A 15,343-nucleotide genomic window follows, 5' to 3' on the forward strand; every position below is an offset into this window, starting at 1 on the left:
CCGGCGGCGGAGGGTCCTGGTTATCCTTGGGCGACGCATGGCTTCTCCCCTCACGGTCGAAGAGCGGCGTCGGTGGCTGTACACGTTGAAGCAGGCGCCCGCGCTGCGCCACACCCGCACGTCCGTCCTCCTACGCCTGCTGGGGAGGGCACGGCCGGTGGAGCCCGCTCCCGGTGAAGGGGTGTGCCAGGAGGGCCAGGAGGTGGACGGCGTCTACCTGCTGCGCTCGGGCGAATGGAAGGTGACGGCGGGAGGGACGGTGCTCCTGCACCTGCGCTCGGGAATGTCACTGGGCGTGGAAGCGCTCGCACGGGGCATCTGGCCTGTCACGGTGACGGCGGTGTCCGCGTCGCAGGCGCTGTTCATTCCCCGCGCGGAGCTGGAGCTCGCCGCGGGCGCGCCCCGCCACGGCGTCTTCGCGACGGGCCCGCGCGCGGACGTGGTGACGTTCCGGACGCAGGGCCTGGAGCTGCCGCCCGCCGCGCTGTCCGTGCTGGTGGAGCTGGTGGCGAAGGTGATGGCCCACGACTTCGGGGACCGCGTGCTGCTGGTGCGCGCGGGGACGAAGCGGACGGAGGCCGCGGTGCGGGGGCCGGACGGGGTGTTCCGCCGCACCGTGGGGCCCGGCACGCTGGAGTCCTGCGCCGCGATGGCGCCGGACGGGGACTTCGACTGCGTGTTGCTGGACGGGCTCGCTGCGCCGGATGGCGTGACGGTCCGCGAGGTGCGGCTCGTGGCCTCCAGCGACGCGGCCGTGGGCATGGCCGGAGCATCGGTGCTGCCCACGGTGCTCCTGTCGCCGTGGCGCCCGCGCGCCAGCCCCACGCTGCGGGGCCGTCCCCTGCCCGACGAGGATGGCTGGGACGCGGACGCGCCGCCGCCCATCTGCCGGCTGCGGCTGGACTGGGAGCGGCTGGTGGTGCGACCCGGGGACACGCGCCCGCTGGCCGCGCTGGGGCTGGACGCGGGCACGCGGGATGCGCTGTCGCGCTGGGCGCGTGCCATCACCGGCCGGCGCGTGGGACTGGCGCTCAGCGGCGGGGGCGTGTGGGGCTTCTACCACGCGCACATCCTGCGGCGGCTGACGGCGCTGGACGTGCCGGTGGACTTCCTGAGCAGCTCCAGCATGGGCTCGCTGGTGGGCGCGTACTTCTGCGGCACCGCGCGCGACGGACGCGAGGGCCTGGATGGCCTGCGCCGGCTGCGCCACCGCGCCAGGAGCGGCCACCTGTCCGCCGCCGCGCTGTCGTCGGTGGTCACCACGCAGGCCATGGAGTGGCTGGTGCGGGGCGACCTGGGGAGCCTGTCGCTGGAGGAGCTGCCCACGGGCTTCCTGCCGGTGACGACCGACCTGACCACGGGCCGCTGCGTGGTGCTGGAGCAGGGGCCGCTCGCGCTGGCGGTGCGCGCCAGTGGCTCCGCGCCGGGGGTGTGGGCCCCCACGCTCCAGCCGCCCGCGCGGTACGTGGACGGGGCCTTCACCAGCATGGTGCCGGTGGACGTGCTCCTCAACGCGGGCGCGGACCTGGTCTTCTCCAGCAACATCTTCCCGGCGGGCCACCACCAGGCGGCGCGGCCGCTGCTGCCCGGACCGGTGGGGCTGTTCCTCTCCGCGCTCAACCCGGTGGCGCGGGCCATGGACCTGCTGACCAGCGGCGTGTTGCTGTTGCATCGCAGTGGCGACCTGGAGTCGGCGCGCGGGGACCTGCGCTACGACGTGGGCACGCGCGACCATCCGCTGCTGGGCTCCATGCGCTTCACGCACGTGGACGAAGTGCTGGACGAGGCCGCGCGCGACATGGCCCTGGAGCAGAAGCTGCTGGAGTTCAAGCAGGCGTGGGAGTCCCTGCGCGTGCGCCGGAATCCGTCCGGCGGAAGGAGGGCCGCGTGATTCCCGTTCGCATCCTCGGCACGTCCAGCGTGCTGCCCGGCCCGCCGGTGACGACCGCGGAGTTGTGCGCGCGCGTGGGCCGAGACCCGGCGGAGGTGGAGAAGAAGACGGGCATCCGCACGCGGCACTTCGCCCCGGCGGGGACACGCGCGGCGGACCTGGGGGCCCAGGCCCTGAAGGGCGCGCTGGACGCGGCGGGCCTGGAGGCCACGGCGCTCAAGCGCATCCTCTTCGTGTCCTCCATGGGTGGGGACGTCACCACGCCGGCCAATGGCAGTCGGGTGGCGGCGGCGCTGGGGCTGGCCGGGACGTGCGACGCGATGGACGTGGGCAACGCGTGCATGGGGTTCCTGAGCGCGTTCGACCTGGCGGCGCGCTCGGTGGCCACGGGGCTGGGGCCGGTGGGCGTGGTGTCGGTGGAGCTGCTGTCGCGCACGACGCGGCCGGAGGACCCTCGGCCCTACCTGGTGCTGGGCGACGCGGCGGCTGCGGTGGTGCTGGGCGAAGCGCGGCCGGGCGAGGGCGTGCTGGGCGCGGCGTTCGGCAACGACGGCACGCTGCCGCCGGACGTCGTCCTGGACAACCCGCACCTGACGGGCGAGCGCGGAGGGATGCGCTTCCTCACGCCCGCGAAGGACATGACGCGCGTGGCGCTGGGAGCGCTGACGCGCGCGGCGACGGCGGTGCTCCAGGGCGCGGGGCTGACGGTGGCGGACGTGGAGTGGGTGCTCACGCACCAGCCGAACGGGAGCATGTTCGCGGCCATCCTCCAGGCGCTGGAGGTTCCCCCGGAGAAGAGCGTCACGGTGGTGGACACGGTGGGCAGCGTGGGGTCCGCGTCGCTGGGGACGGGCCTGGACCGGCTGTGGCGCACGCGCCCGGTGAAGCCGGGGGACCGGGTGTTGCTGGTGGGCGTGGGCGCGGGCGTGGCGCACGGCGCGGTGCTGTACCGGGTGGGCGGGTGACGGCGACGGGGAGCGCGGCAAGGGCCGCGTGGCTGGCGACGTTCCGCCTGCTCCAGCGCTACCACCGCTATGAGGTGGTGAACCTGGAGCCGCTGTTGCAACCGGGCGCGAAGCTGCTGGTGGGCTACCACGGGCGGCCCCTGGCGGTGGACCTGTGCATGCTGACGGTGACGCTGCATGACCGCCTGGGCTACCTGCCCCACGGCATCGCGCACGGCGCGTTCGACGCAATCCCCGGAATGCGGCAGGTGGCGGACGGGCTGGGCTTCGTCACCGGGGATGGACCGCGCCTGGCCGAGGCGGTGGCGAAGGGCGAACACGTGCTGGTGCAGCCGGGCGGCACGCGCGAGGGCTGCCGCGACTTCCGGCACCGCTACCGCGTGGACTGGGGGGAGCGGCTGGGCTACCTGCGGCTGGCCGTGCGCTACGGGCTGCCCATCGTGCCCATCGCGGGCCACGGCATGGACGACGCTTACGTGGGTTTGAATGACGGCCATGCCTGGGGCAAGCGCCTGAGCCTGCCTGGACGTCTGCCCTTGTGGCTGGGCGTGGGCGCCACGGGCCTGTGGCCGCTGTCCCTGCCGTTCCCGGTGAAGATGACGCAGTGGGTGGGGGAGCCCCTCACGCGCCACCTGGCGCCCGGCTTCGACGCGGCGGACCGGGACGCGCTGCTCACGGTGCACCGCGACGTGACGGGCGCGGTGCAGGGATTGCTGGACGCGGCCCGCTACCAGCGGACGCGGTAGATGGCGGCGCGCCCGTCGCGGGACTCCACGACGGTGGTGAGGCCCTTCACGCCCGTCGCCATGGTGCCGAAGTGGCAGATGGCGCCAATGAACTCCGGGTAGGTCCCGCCCTCGTTCACGCGGATCCGGAAGTCCGTGTCCGACACCTTCTGCACCTCCACGTGCAGGAAGTTGCTGCCGGACGCCAGGTTGCGGGAGGTGCGCTCCAGCGCCCGCGCCGGTCCCAACAGCTTGAGGACACCCTTCAGGGCCCGCCCCATGTTCGTCTCGAAGTAGCCCTCGACGAAGCGCTCGCCCAGCAGCCACTGCGCCTCCTTCATGGGGACGCCCGGGAAGAGCTCTTCCGCGCCCAGTTGCAGCAACCGCTGCCACACGGCGTTGGGATAGGCCGGCTCCAGCTTGCGCTCCAGGTCCAGCCCGGCGGCCTTCAGCTTCGCCCGCAACGGCTCATCCATCCGGCCCTGCAAGGCCAACAGCAATCCTTCGACCGTATGGCCGAACACGAACTCATTCTGAGAGGACACCCGGTGCTCCTTCGCCACGTCTCGGGGGGACGCGGTTCAGTTCCTCCTGGCTAGACCGTCGCGGACTTGTGAACAACCCCTACATCCCCGGGGTGATGAAGATTTTGACCAAAGGACACCGGATCCGCCATGCGACGCGACGTGTCGCCTGGGGAAGGCGACGTGGGGGGTTGCCCCCGCCGGTGCCCGCGAACCAACACACCCACCTCCCCCGGGTCAGACGGTCCCGCGTCCGTCCGCGTGCGACGCTGGTCCAGCGGTCGACCCTGGGGGGGCATGACATGAGCTGGAGCATCAACGTACCCGCCACGAACACGCTGGACCTCGCGCTGGGTGATGCCGCGCATGGACAGGCGGTGTGCAGCGCGGAGGCGGGCGTCGCGAAGGCCATCCCGCTGCCGGGGGGCTCCGTGTCCCTGAAGGCGGCGCTCCGGGTGCCCGTCGAACTCTTCAACGGCCAGGAGGACGCGGACGCCCACGGCGTCATCGGCCGGGCGACGGGGAACCCCGACGGCACCGAACCCGAACCGCTCTTCACGCCCGACGGCGCCGCATGCTGGCTGAAGTACGCGGCGGAGCTCAACGCCCAGGCCAGCGGTGAGGGCAGCTTCCCCTTCGTCGCCCTGAGCGGCAGCGGCGCCGTCAACGTGCTGGTGGCGGACTACCGCCGGCACGCCCCCACCCGGACCCTGGGTGACGCGCTCCGCGACGACGTGAAGTCCCTGCGGCTGCCCTTCCTCCTGGAGGACGTGCAGGCCCTGGTGGCGGGCGACGCGCTGTCCTTCCAGACGCGCATCCAGCTCAAGGCCGGACTCACCCTGTCCTGGCCCGCGGTGACGTCCACGGTTGTGGCCTCGCTCGCGCGGCGCGTGGGTGGACAGGTCGCCCTCCAGCTCAAGGCGGAGGTGGGCGCCAGCCTGAGCGGGGAGCTGAAGCTGGAGGATGAGCTGCGGCTCGTCTTCTCCCGCGCGGAGGGCGGCGGTGCGTTCCAGATCTCCATCCGCAAGGCCATCACGTCCCAGGTGTCCGCCGGCATGAAGGTGGGGGTGACGCTGGATGTCGCCTCGCCGGTGCTCGCCGCGCTGCTGGGGGCGGTGGCGGACACCGCCCAGGCCCAGAGCGTGTCGAAGATTGTCGAGGGCCTGGACAGCGGCACGCTGGGCACCGTGCTGGTGCCCGTCGCCACCTCGCTGTTCGGGGCGCTCGGCTTCAAGCAGGAGCTGGACGGGACCCTGGCCACCGTCAAGCAGGTGCACACGGAGCTGAAGCGCCTCATCGAGGACGGCGTGGTCACCGCGCTGCAGGCCGGCTTCGAATACGAATACGCCCGCACCGCCGGGGACGCGACGCTGATGGCGCTGGAGGTGCCCGCGGACGAACTGGGGAGCGTGCACGCCGCGCTCATCTCCGGGGACCTGGCCAGCATCCAGCGTCGGACGAAGGACGCGTGGGTGCGCCGCTACTTCCACATGCGCACCACCGGCATGCAGCGCACCCGGGGCTTCGGGCTGGGCTGGCGCGACATGTTCCTGGCGAAGGTGGAGGACCGCAAGCAATTGAAGGCCGTCACCCAGCACGCCTCGCGGGACCATGCGCACGGGCCCCGCCGCTACGCCTTCCAGGGCACGCGCTCCTACCAGCACGAGGGCTGGCTCGCGGGGAACAAGGTCCTCCAGGGCATCGACTTCAACGCGCAGATGCCGGCGTTCTCCACCCGGCCGAGCGCGGACGCGTTCGACTACGCCTTCTTCGCGCAATCCCGTGTCGAGGGCAGCCTGTCGCTCCAGGAGCTGGCGGATCAGGCCCGCGTCTGGGGCGCGCTCCGCGACGATGCCTCCGTCGAACCGCTGAGCAGGCTGTTCCAGTCCGTCCCGCGCGGCACCCGCGTCACCGCCCGCTTCGAGGCGCGGCTCGACGCCGCCACGTTCCGCAAGGTGCTCCGGAAGATGGGCACCGACCCGGAGGTGGAGCGTCAGGCGTTCGCGGTGGCCCTGGCCCGCGCGCTGCCCCGGGACTCCGTCGCGTCGCGGGAGTCCCCTTCGGTGCGCCAGAAGCTCTACACGCCGCTGTGGAACACGTACCTGCTGCAGCAGGGCAAGGGCTGGTCCAAGGAGTTCATCACCAACAGCGTGGGGGCCCACCTCAAGAAGCAACTGGGCGCGGGGGGCCTCGTCGCGTGGAACTGGGAGCAGTCCCGGCACTCGGGTGGAGGCCCCACGGCGGGCACCTTCATGGGGGTGATGGAGGGGGCGTCGAAGTACGGCGGCGACACGGGGGGCCAGCCCTACGGGAACATCTTCGTCATCTGGCAGCGGCTGACGCACGCGCTGCAGGACCTGCAACAGGCCATCGATGCGCGCAGCCCGCTCCCGGATGAGCCGGAGCAGTCGATCATCGCCCGGGCGTTCGAGCCGCTGGAGGACGCGGGGTCCAACCCGTTCCGGCTCACGGCCACCGTCGCGTGGCTGGTGGAGCTGGCGCGGCACTGGGGCTTCCGCGACGAGGTCCAGCCGCTGCTCGGCCTCAAGGTCGGGGAGCAGGAGGAGCTCCTGCTCACGGCGCTCTGAAGCGGGCCGGTGTCTTCCACGGACGGGGGCGGCGCATTTTCCTGGCCGTGCCCCGTGTCGCCAGGAAGGGTGGGCACCGATGCTGCTCAAAGCCTGTCTCAATGGAGCCCGCGCGGCCACCGCGCATCCGTGTCTGCCCGTCACACCCGAAGCGCTCGCGCGGGAGGCCGCCGCCTGTCACGCGGCGGGCGCGGGTGCGTTCCACGTGCATCCGCGCGATGCACGCGGCGCCGAATCCCTTCACGCGGCCGACATCGGCGCGGCGGTCGTGGCGATCCGTCGCGCCTGTCCCGGCGTCCCCGTGGGCGTCAGCACCGGCGCGTGGATGCTTCCGGACGTGGAGGCACGCCGCGCGCGCATCGCCGCATGGGCCACGCTGTCCTCCGACGCCCGACCTGACTTCGCCTCCGTCAACCTCTCCGAGTCCAGCTGGGCCTCCATCGCGGACACGCTGCTCGACGCGGGCATCGGCGTCGAAGCGGGCGTGTGGTTCCCGGAGGACGTCCCGCGCCTCGTGTCCTGGCCGCGCGCTTCCGCGTGCCTGCGCGTGCTCGTGGAGACGCAGGCCCCGGAGCCGGAGGCCGCGTGCCAGCAGGCCCGGACGCTGGTGGACGCGCTGGGTGCCACGGGCCTCCAGCGTCCCCTGCTCGTCCATGGCGACGAGGGTGGTGCGTGGGCCGTGCTCGCATGGGCACGGCAGCACGGCTTCGATGCGCGCATCGGGTTGGAGGACACGCTCGTGTTTCCGGACGGACGTGCCGCCCCGGACAACGCCGCGCTCGTGGCCCATGCGTGGGCCACGTCACCGGATCCATCGCGTTGATGCGCGCCTCGGGCCGGCTGACGCCAGGGACAGCGCCGCGCGCGCGGACCCCGCTACCGTCACTGGCAGGACGAGGACCGCTGTTTCTCGGGCATGAGCGCGCAGGCCCTGCGCTTGGCCTCGTCGGACCGACGTTCGTCCTGGGTGACACCCAGCCCATAGCGCAGGGCTCTCGCCAGCATCTCGCAGCCCTGCCAGCTTCCGCGCTCACAGGCCCGTGAGGCGAAGTTCGCGGAGCGCACCGGGTCCTGGGGTCCCAGCCCCTTGTCATCGTGCATTCGCGCCAGGAGCAGACAGCCCGCGCCGCTACCGCCCGTGCAGGCCTGTTCTCCCCACCGGAGCGCGCTCGTCAGGTCGCGGGCCACCAAGGCACCGTGCGCGTAGGCGGTGGCTGCATCGGCACAGGCATCGGGATTGCGGCCGGTCTCACACGCCATCCGCTGCGTGCGCACGAACGGGTCCTCCGACGGCGCCATCAGGTTCAATTCCTTGCATGCCGACATCAGCCGCGTCTTGCACGCCTGGCGCTTGATGCGCTCCAGGTTCGCCGGCTCCTTTTCCGCTGGGACTTGCGACCGCGAGGCGTTCGAGAGCAGCTCGGAGCAGGCCCGGGAACTCTCATGGACGAAGCATCCCCGCTCCAGGGCCCGCATCACCCGGGCCTGATTCTCGGGCCCGACATCGGAGATCGACAGATGCGACGCCAGGACGCGGCAGGCATCGTCACCCCGGGTCCGCGAGCAGGTCTGCTCGAGGAGGCTTTGCCCCAGGGCCTCGTCCTGCGGCACGCCCGGCGCACCGAACAGGTACACGCTCGCCATGCCCATGCACCCGGCAGCGTCCCCTCCGTCACAGCCCTTCTTGAAATCCACCAGGGCCTGCACCGCGTTGGCGACCGCCCCTGACTCGCCATTCTTCACGAGCCAGGCCCGGCGGGTGCAGGCATCGGACCGTCCGGCCCTGCACGCGGTGTCCAGCCGCACCAGCGGATCCAGCACCGAGGCGCTCGGCCCCGGAGCCCCGCCCTGGAACGGGGAAGGCTCCTGCACGGAGGACTTCGGCGCCTCCGCCGCGCCCTGGGACGGGGCGCTCCCCTGGAGTCGCAGCGACTCCAGCACCGACTGCTTCGGCTCCGCGCGCGGCGTGGAAGGCAGGTCCAGCCGCAGCGACTCCAGCACCGACTGCTTCGGCTCCGGCTGAGCCGTTTCCTCGGGCGTGAGTCCCAACATGCGCCGCATCGCCGCGCAGCCCTCCTGCACTTCCTGGTCGCACGCGTGCTTGTAGAACACCGTCGCGCGGCCCGGGTTCTCCTTCACGGAGGCGCCCTTCTCGTACGCCACGCCCATCAGGTAGCACGCCATCCCCTTGCCCACGCCCGTGCCGGCGGCGTCACACATCGCGCGGATCTTCTCCAGCTTCGCGCCCTCCTCGGGCGTGGCGGCCGGCGGCGGTGTCGCGGCCACCGCCGTGGAGGCCCGCTCGCACGCCTTCTGCAAGCCCATGCCGCACGCCTGACGGAAGTAGCTGGCCGCGAGCCTCGGGTCCTTGCGCGTGCGCGTGCCCGAGTCGAACTCCCCGGCCACCGTCTCGCACGCGGTCGCCACCTGCCGGTTGCAGGCCTGCACCAGCCGGCCCATGCCCCCGGCTACATCCTGCGGGAGGCCGAAGCCGCCCATCAGCATCAACACGCCCAGGTTGTTGCACGACAGGCCGTCGTCGTGGGCGCACCCCTGCTGGAAGAAGCGCACCGCCTGGGCCTCGCTCTTCGGCACCCCGCGCCCCTCGCCGTACAGCAGCGCCAGCCGTCCACAGCCCTCGCCGATGCCCCGCTCGCACGCCTGCGCGTACAACTTCGCCGCCCCGTCCGCGTCCTTCGCGACGCCCCGGCCCTCCTCCTTCAGCACGCCCAGCCCCGCGCAGCTCCTCGGGTCCCCGCCGTTGCAGCCCAGCTCGTACAGCGTGGCCGCCCGCGCCTCGTCCTTCGCGACGCCGTCGCCCTTCAGGTGGCGCTCGGCGCCGTTGAAGCACGCCTCCACGCGGGTGCCCCCGCAGGTGCGCAGGTACAGCGTGGAGAGCGGGTCCTCCGCGGCCTCCTCGGAGGAAGAGGAGTGGGCACAGGCCACGAGCACCGCGAAGGCAGGCGCCGCCAGCCACGCGAAGAGGAATCGGGATGAGGGCATGAAGCCATCCTTCCACCCCCATCTCCGCCGGGTCGAGGACCCTCACCGTCGTCCGAGCCGTTCCCGCATCGGCTTCCTATGATTGGGACACCATGCAAGTGCCACGACACCCTGAAGACACTCCTCCGGACGGCACACCCTCACGAACCCCTCCCGCCCCACGTTGGGCTTTGATCCTGGGCGTCTCGTCAGGGTCGGGCGCGGCCATCGCGGAAGCCGTCGCGCGCAACCCAGGCCTGGACGTCTTCGGCGTGCACCGGGGCCGCTACCCGGACGCCGCGCTCCAGATGGAGGCCCGCGTGCGCGCGGTGGGTCGGGACCTCTTCCTGCGGCAGGCGGACGCCTCCACCGCCGAAGCCGCGGAGGACGGCGCGGACGCCCTGCTCGCTCGCGCGGGCCCCCGCAGCGTGAAGCTGTTCGTCCACGCCATCGCGGGCGCATCCGTGGGGCGCTTCCTGTCCGAGGGGCCGGACCGGCTGCACCCGCGCCGCGTGGAGCGCACCTTCGACTGCATGGCGCACTCGTTCGTGTACTGGACACAGGCGCTGGTGAAGCGCGACCTGCTGGCCCCGGACGCGCGGCTGCTGGGTCTGCAGAACCCCCTGGACGAATCCCACCTGGGCAACACCGGCCTCATCAGCGCCGCCAAGGCCGCGCTGGAGATGTACATCCGCTACCTGGCGGTGGAGCTGGGCCCGAAGGGCCACCGCGTGAACCTGCTCAAGTTCGGCACGGTGATGACGCCCGCCCTGCGCCACGTCTACTCGCCGGAGGCCCTGGCCCAGTTGGAGCAGCGCCACGCGGCCATGAACCCCGCGGGGCGCATGTGCACGGTGGAGGAGGTGGCGCGCTTCGTCTCCGTGCTCACCGGCGACGAAGCGGGCTGGTTCAACGGCGCCACCATCGACTTCACCGGCGGCATGACGCTGCGGCTGCTGGACCTGGTGCTCAACCCGTGACGGCCGGCTCCAGCGACGGAACGCGGAACGTGAGGCAGTAGTAGAAGGGTGACACCTGTTCCTCGATGACACCTTCGGCGTTGAGCGGCAGCAGCGAGCGCGGGCTCTTCGCGTCGCGCGTGTAGAACGTGAGGGCGCGGAAGGCGGCGCGCTGGAACAGCGACGGCTGGAAGCTCGCATCCAGCTGTTCGTCCACCACCACCAGCGGCGTGCCGGGGCGGGCCACGCGCGCCATCTCCAGCAGCGCCACCGCGGGCTGGCGGTAGCTGCCAATGGCCCCCACGTGGAAGACGCGGTCGAACGTCGCGTCGCGGAAGGGCAGCGCGTGCGCGTCCGCCAGGAGCAACCGGGTGCCCTCCAGGCCCCGACCCCGGCGCTTGCTGCCCAGCCGCTTCTCGCACTGCGCCAGCATGCCGGTGCTCAGGTCCAGGCCCCACACCTCCACCGCGAGCCCCGGCGGCAGCGCGCCCCGGATGCGCGGCAGGTTGGCGCCCGCGCCCACGCCCACCTCCAGCACCCGCACCGGCTGCCCGTCCTCGCGAGGCTGGAGCGCGCTCAACTCCAGCCGCCGCATGTACCCGTCGCGCATCCGCGACTCGGAGACGGACTGGAACAGCGGCGTCAGCAGGGCCGTCAGCGGATCATGCAGCGCGGGCAGCCCGTCGTAGATGTGGCGCATCAGCCGGTCCGTGCCGCGCACGCGGTCCTCGCGGTACAGCCGGGCCCGCCCCTCCTCCACCTCCCACGTCTCACCGCAGCCGCCGCAGCGCAGGCGTCCCTCGGTGAGCCGGTCCTCCTCGTTCTGCCCGTGCCACACCAGCCGGCCCCGGCAGTCCGGACACGCCAGGAGCGCCACATCCTCCACTCGCATCATCGCGTCATCACCCCGCCGTGCCTTCCGCCATGCCATCCGTCAGCCTGGGCCGAGCCTGTTCGGCCACCGCGCGCTCCAGGTCCTCGCGTGCCTCCAGCCGGGTGAAGTCCTCCACCGCCAGTCGCAGCAGCTCCGCGCGCGCCGGGTCATCGACTTCCAGGTGCCGCGCCCACTCCAGCCGGGCGCGCGCCGCCTCGTAGGGCATCTGGCGCGCCGTGGCCTCCGCGATGCACCGCTTCCACGCCTGGAAGGCCTTGCCGTGCCGGCCCGAAAGCCACGCCTCGCAGCCGCGCCACAGCCACGCCGCGGGCGCTCCGAAGGGGAACACCCGGGCGAAGTCCTCCACCGACTTGAGCGCCGCGCGGGCGCTGTGCGTGAGCGCCTGCAACCCCGGGCCCGGCGTCTCGCGCGCCCACAGCGTGAGCAGCACCTCCGCCACCGTGATGGCGCCGAAGTAGACGAAGTGCGCCACCGGCTTGCCGGCCGACAGCCGCACCAGCGCCTTCTCCGCCGCCGCGCGCGCGCCCGCCGCGTCGTCCTCGCGCAGGCACAAGAGCGCCAGCGTGCCGTCCACGATGATGCGGTCGGTGGCCCCGCCGTGCGCCTCCGTCCACGCCAGCGCCGGCTCCAGCGCGACACGGGCCCGCGCGTGTTCGCCCAGCCGCAAGAGGATGTACGCGCGGTAGTGCATGGCCCAGTGCTGCGTCTGCACCGCGCCCCGGCGCACGGCGGACGCCTCCAGCCAGTCCATCAGCGGCAGCCCGCGCGCGAACTGGCCCTGGTAGCAGCAGGCCACGTTGAGCAGCGCGCGGCACTCCTCCGCCAACCGCAGGTCGCCCACCGAGTCCACGATGGACGTCGCGCGCGCAAGCCACGCCTCCACGTCCTGCCAGTGCCCCTGGTACACCGCGCACACCGCGTTGCGGTTGAGCACGTAGGCCAGGTCCGACGGGCGGCCCACGCTCTCGGCCACGTCCTGCGCCCGCTTCACCCACGCGTCCGCCACGCGGTGCACCGGCACCGTGCCCGCCACCACCGCCATCACCGTGTAGCCGCGCGCCAATTCCGGCGTGGGCCCGGCGGGCTCGCACAGGTTGAGCATGCGCAGGCCGCTCCAGAGCACCGGCAGCGCTTCCTGCGCGTAGATGAACGCGTCGGTGAGCCGCATCAGCAGCCGGCCCGCAACCCGCCGGGCCTCGCGGCGCCTCACCGAGTCGTCCGCGTACGCATCCGGCCGGGCACTCTGCGCCAGCCTCACCAGCGCCTGGCCCAGCGTGCCCAGCACCCACCCCACGCGCGTCGTGGGCACGGGCCAGCCGAAGTGCGCGAGCGCCGCCTGCGCGTGCGCGCGGAACGCCTCCAGGTCTCCCAGTTGGAAGCGCGCCTCCGCCAGCAGGGCCTCCACCTGGCCCTGCTCCAGCGCAGTCGGCTGCGGAGCCACCGTCAGCGCCCGGGAGAGCAGGGGCAGGGCCTCGCGGCACGCGCCCACCGCCAGCGCCTCCTCGCCCGCGCGCCGCGCGTGGAGCGCCTCGCGGGCCACGTCCTGGGCCTGTCCCCAGTGGTACGACAGCGCCGCGGCGTGGCCCGTGGGGTGGGCGGCCTCCAGCGCCTGCGCCGCGCGCCGGTGGAGCGCGGGCCGGGACGCGGGCGACAGGTCCTCCAACAGCCGCTCCCGCAGCTTGTCGTGCGCGAAGCGCCAGCGTCCGTCCGCCACGTCCAGCACCGCCGCCGCCGCGCAGTCGGTGAGCCACGCCTCCACGTCCACGCCCGGGGCCGCGCACTGGAGCACCCGCAGGTCCAGCTCCCGGCCCAGCAGCGCCGCCACGTCCAGCAGGCCGCGCGCCTCCCGGGGCACCTTCTCCAGCCGGCGCTGCACCAGCGCGCGCATGCCGCCGGCCCACACGCGCTCCGGCAGCGCGCGGCCGCCCAGCCGGTCCAGGCCGCCCGCCTCCTCCGCCAGCGCGCGCACCACCTCCACGACGAAGAAGGGGTTGCCCTCCGATTCGCGGCGCAGCAGCTCCACCACGTCGGGCCGGCGGCCGATGGTGCCCAGCATGGACTCACCCAGCAGCGCGATCTCCTCCGAGTCCAGCCGGGGCAAGCGCAGCGTCCGGGTCCCGGGCAGCCGCTCCGGCAGGTGCGGGGCCTCGTCGTCGCGGAAGCTCGCGAGCAGCAGCAGCGGCAGCCCGGGGGCGCGCGCCGCGAGTTGGGCGAGCAGCTGGAGGGACTCGCTGTGCGCCTGGTGCAGGTCCTCCAGGATGACGACGGTGGGCTGGGGCAGCCGGCCGAAGAGGTCCTCCACGGTCTGGTGCAGCCGCAGCTGCGCCATCTCCGCGTCCAGCTCCGGGGCGGCCGGCACCGCGTGGCCCAGCAGCGTGTCCATGTCCGGCACCAGCGGCTTCAGGACGCGAGCGTCCCGGTCCGACAGCTCCGTGAGCATGGGCAGCCAGCGCAGCACCGCGCGCCACTCCTGGTAGGGCACGCCGCCGGTGTCCACTGCCTGTCCGCGCAGCACGACGGCGCCGCGCACCAGCGCCAGCGAGCGCAGCTCTTCCAGGAGGCGCGACTTGCCCACGCCGCTCTCACCGCCGACGAGCCACGCGCTGCCCTGGCCCGCGAGCGCGCGGTCGAGCACGTCGTTCAGGTGCTCGCGCTCGCTCACGCGGCCCACGAAGCGCGCGGACTGGAGGAAGCTCTCGCGGGTGGCGGCGGACTCGGCGGGCACGGGCTGGCCGGTGGCGGCGCACAGCGCGGCGATGACGGCCTCCGCGTCACGCGGCCGGCGGTGGGCGTCCGGGGCCACCAGCTGCTCCAGCGCGGCCTTGAGCGCGGGCGGGAAGTCCGGCGTCGCGAACACCTGGCCGGCGTGAGGCAGCCGCCCGAAGAACATCTGGCACGCCATGGCGCCGAAGCTGAAGAGGTCGGTCTGTTCGGACGGGGGCTGGTCCTCGAAGAGCTCCGGGGCCAGGTAGCCCGGGGTGCCGGCCGGGTGCGCGCGGCGGCCCTGGTCGCGGCCCACCGCGAGCCCGAAGTCCAGCACCTTCACCTGGCCGCGCACCACCAGCACGTTCCCGGGCTTCAGGTCGCGGTGGATGATGCCGCGCCGGTGCAGGTACGCGAGCGCCTGGAGCGTCTGCACCAGCAGCCCCACCTGCGTGGGCAGGGGCGCGTCCGAGCCGGCCTCCACCAGCGTGCGCGCGTCCTCCAGCAGGTCCATGGCCAGGTAGGGCCGGCCCTCGTTGTCGAAGCCGTAGTCCAGCACGCGGATGACGTGCGGGTGGCGCAGGGACACCAGCGTCTGGAACTCGTGCGCCAGCGACAGGGCCATGCCCTGGGTGGCGAAGGCGGAGGGCGTGCCTTTTCCGGGCCGGCGCGCCAGGTCCGCCACCGTCTTGTGCAGCCGCTTGAGAGCCACCGGCCCGGACAGCCCGTCCTGGGCGCGCCACACGGTGCCCGCGCCCCCGCGCCCCAGCAGGTCCAGGATGCGATAGCGGCGCCCCACCACCTCCGGATCGAGGTCCGGAGACGCGTCAGGGTCCGGCACGTCCGTGCGGAGGGGTGTCTGGCAGGAGGAGTGGGACATACGGGGGGCCGCCCTGCGAGCGAGGATATCCCCCCTTCCCGCGCGGGAGGGGATTGAATGCAAACCGGGCAACCGAGGTAGGAGGCGCTTCGGACCCTGGTGGGCGGACCGGCGGGCAGGGCCCGGCTGGCTCCTTCCCTGTGAGGCAGCAGGGCACCATGTCTTGAAACACGCCTTGAGACACACGGGAGGCTGGCGATGGCGGGCTACGACTTCGACTTGTTCACGGTG

At 73.1% G+C, this 15,343-nt stretch carries 10 protein-coding genes; 6 read left to right on the forward strand and 4 right to left on the reverse strand.

The features are described from left to right. Positions 1-37: 37 nt before the first annotated feature. The 3 genes from D7Y13_RS07445 to D7Y13_RS07455 are packed head-to-tail and all read left to right on the forward strand — an operon-like array spanning position 38 to position 3,602. Positions 38-1,891: a cyclic nucleotide-binding and patatin-like phospholipase domain-containing protein gene (locus tag D7Y13_RS07445; RefSeq protein WP_120583345.1), complete on the forward strand. Its 1,854-nt coding sequence runs from the start codon at positions 38-40 to the stop codon at positions 1,889-1,891. Further along, positions 1,888-2,856 carry a 3-oxoacyl-ACP synthase III family protein gene (locus D7Y13_RS07450; RefSeq protein ID WP_120532625.1) on the forward strand — a complete coding sequence of 323 codons (969 nt, stop codon included), beginning with the start codon at positions 1,888-1,890 and terminating at the stop codon, positions 2,854-2,856. The genes D7Y13_RS07445 and D7Y13_RS07450 overlap by 4 nt, the downstream gene beginning before the upstream one ends. Further along, entirely contained in the window at positions 2,853-3,602 is a 750-nt protein-coding gene (locus D7Y13_RS07455; protein WP_120532617.1) for a lysophospholipid acyltransferase family protein, read from the forward strand. Before D7Y13_RS07450 ends, D7Y13_RS07455 begins: the two co-directional genes overlap by 4 nt. Here the strand turns inward: D7Y13_RS07455 and D7Y13_RS07460 are convergent. Next, positions 3,584-4,126: a DUF2378 family protein gene (locus tag D7Y13_RS07460; protein WP_120532626.1), complete on the reverse strand. Its 543-nt coding sequence runs from the start codon at positions 4,124-4,126 to the stop codon at positions 3,584-3,586. The genes D7Y13_RS07455 and D7Y13_RS07460 overlap by 19 nt on opposite strands. 281 nt (positions 4,127-4,407) lie before the next feature. Between D7Y13_RS07460 and D7Y13_RS07465 the strand changes: the two genes are divergently transcribed. Next, complete coding sequence (locus D7Y13_RS07465) at positions 4,408-6,693, forward strand: hypothetical protein (protein WP_120583344.1); 2,286 nt, start codon at positions 4,408-4,410, stop codon at positions 6,691-6,693. A 79-nt stretch (positions 6,694-6,772) separates the two neighbouring features. Further along, positions 6,773-7,516 carry a 3-keto-5-aminohexanoate cleavage protein gene (locus D7Y13_RS07470; protein ID WP_120583343.1) on the forward strand — a complete coding sequence of 248 codons (744 nt, stop codon included), beginning with the start codon at positions 6,773-6,775 and terminating at the stop codon, positions 7,514-7,516. A 59-nt stretch (positions 7,517-7,575) separates the two neighbouring features. Here D7Y13_RS07470 and D7Y13_RS07475 read toward each other — a convergent pair whose 3' ends face one another. After that, positions 7,576-9,696 carry an SEL1-like repeat protein gene (locus D7Y13_RS07475; protein ID WP_120583342.1) on the reverse strand — a complete coding sequence of 707 codons (2,121 nt, stop codon included), beginning with the start codon at positions 9,694-9,696 and terminating at the stop codon, positions 7,576-7,578. Between the two features lie 170 nt (positions 9,697-9,866). Here D7Y13_RS07475 and D7Y13_RS07480 point away from each other — a divergent pair, with 170 nt between their 5' ends. Beyond that, positions 9,867-10,655 (forward strand): SDR family oxidoreductase, encoded by a 789-nt coding sequence (locus D7Y13_RS07480; protein WP_233595498.1) that lies wholly within the window; start codon positions 9,867-9,869, stop codon positions 10,653-10,655. Here the strand turns inward: D7Y13_RS07480 and D7Y13_RS07485 are convergent. Beyond that, positions 10,645-11,529, reverse strand: a complete 885-nt coding sequence (locus D7Y13_RS07485) for a methyltransferase domain-containing protein (RefSeq protein ID WP_120532621.1) — start codon at positions 11,527-11,529, stop codon at positions 10,645-10,647. The two genes, D7Y13_RS07480 and D7Y13_RS07485, sit on opposite strands and share 11 nt — an antisense overlap. A 7-nt stretch (positions 11,530-11,536) precedes the next feature. Further along, on the reverse strand, positions 11,537-15,112 hold the full coding sequence (locus D7Y13_RS07490; protein ID WP_120583340.1) for a serine/threonine-protein kinase: 3,576 nt from the start codon (positions 15,110-15,112) through the stop codon (positions 11,537-11,539). Between the last annotated feature and the right edge of the window lie 231 nt (positions 15,113-15,343).

It is taken from the genome of Corallococcus praedator (assembly GCF_003612125.1).
Lineage (GTDB): Bacteria > Myxococcota > Myxococcia > Myxococcales > Myxococcaceae > Corallococcus > Corallococcus praedator.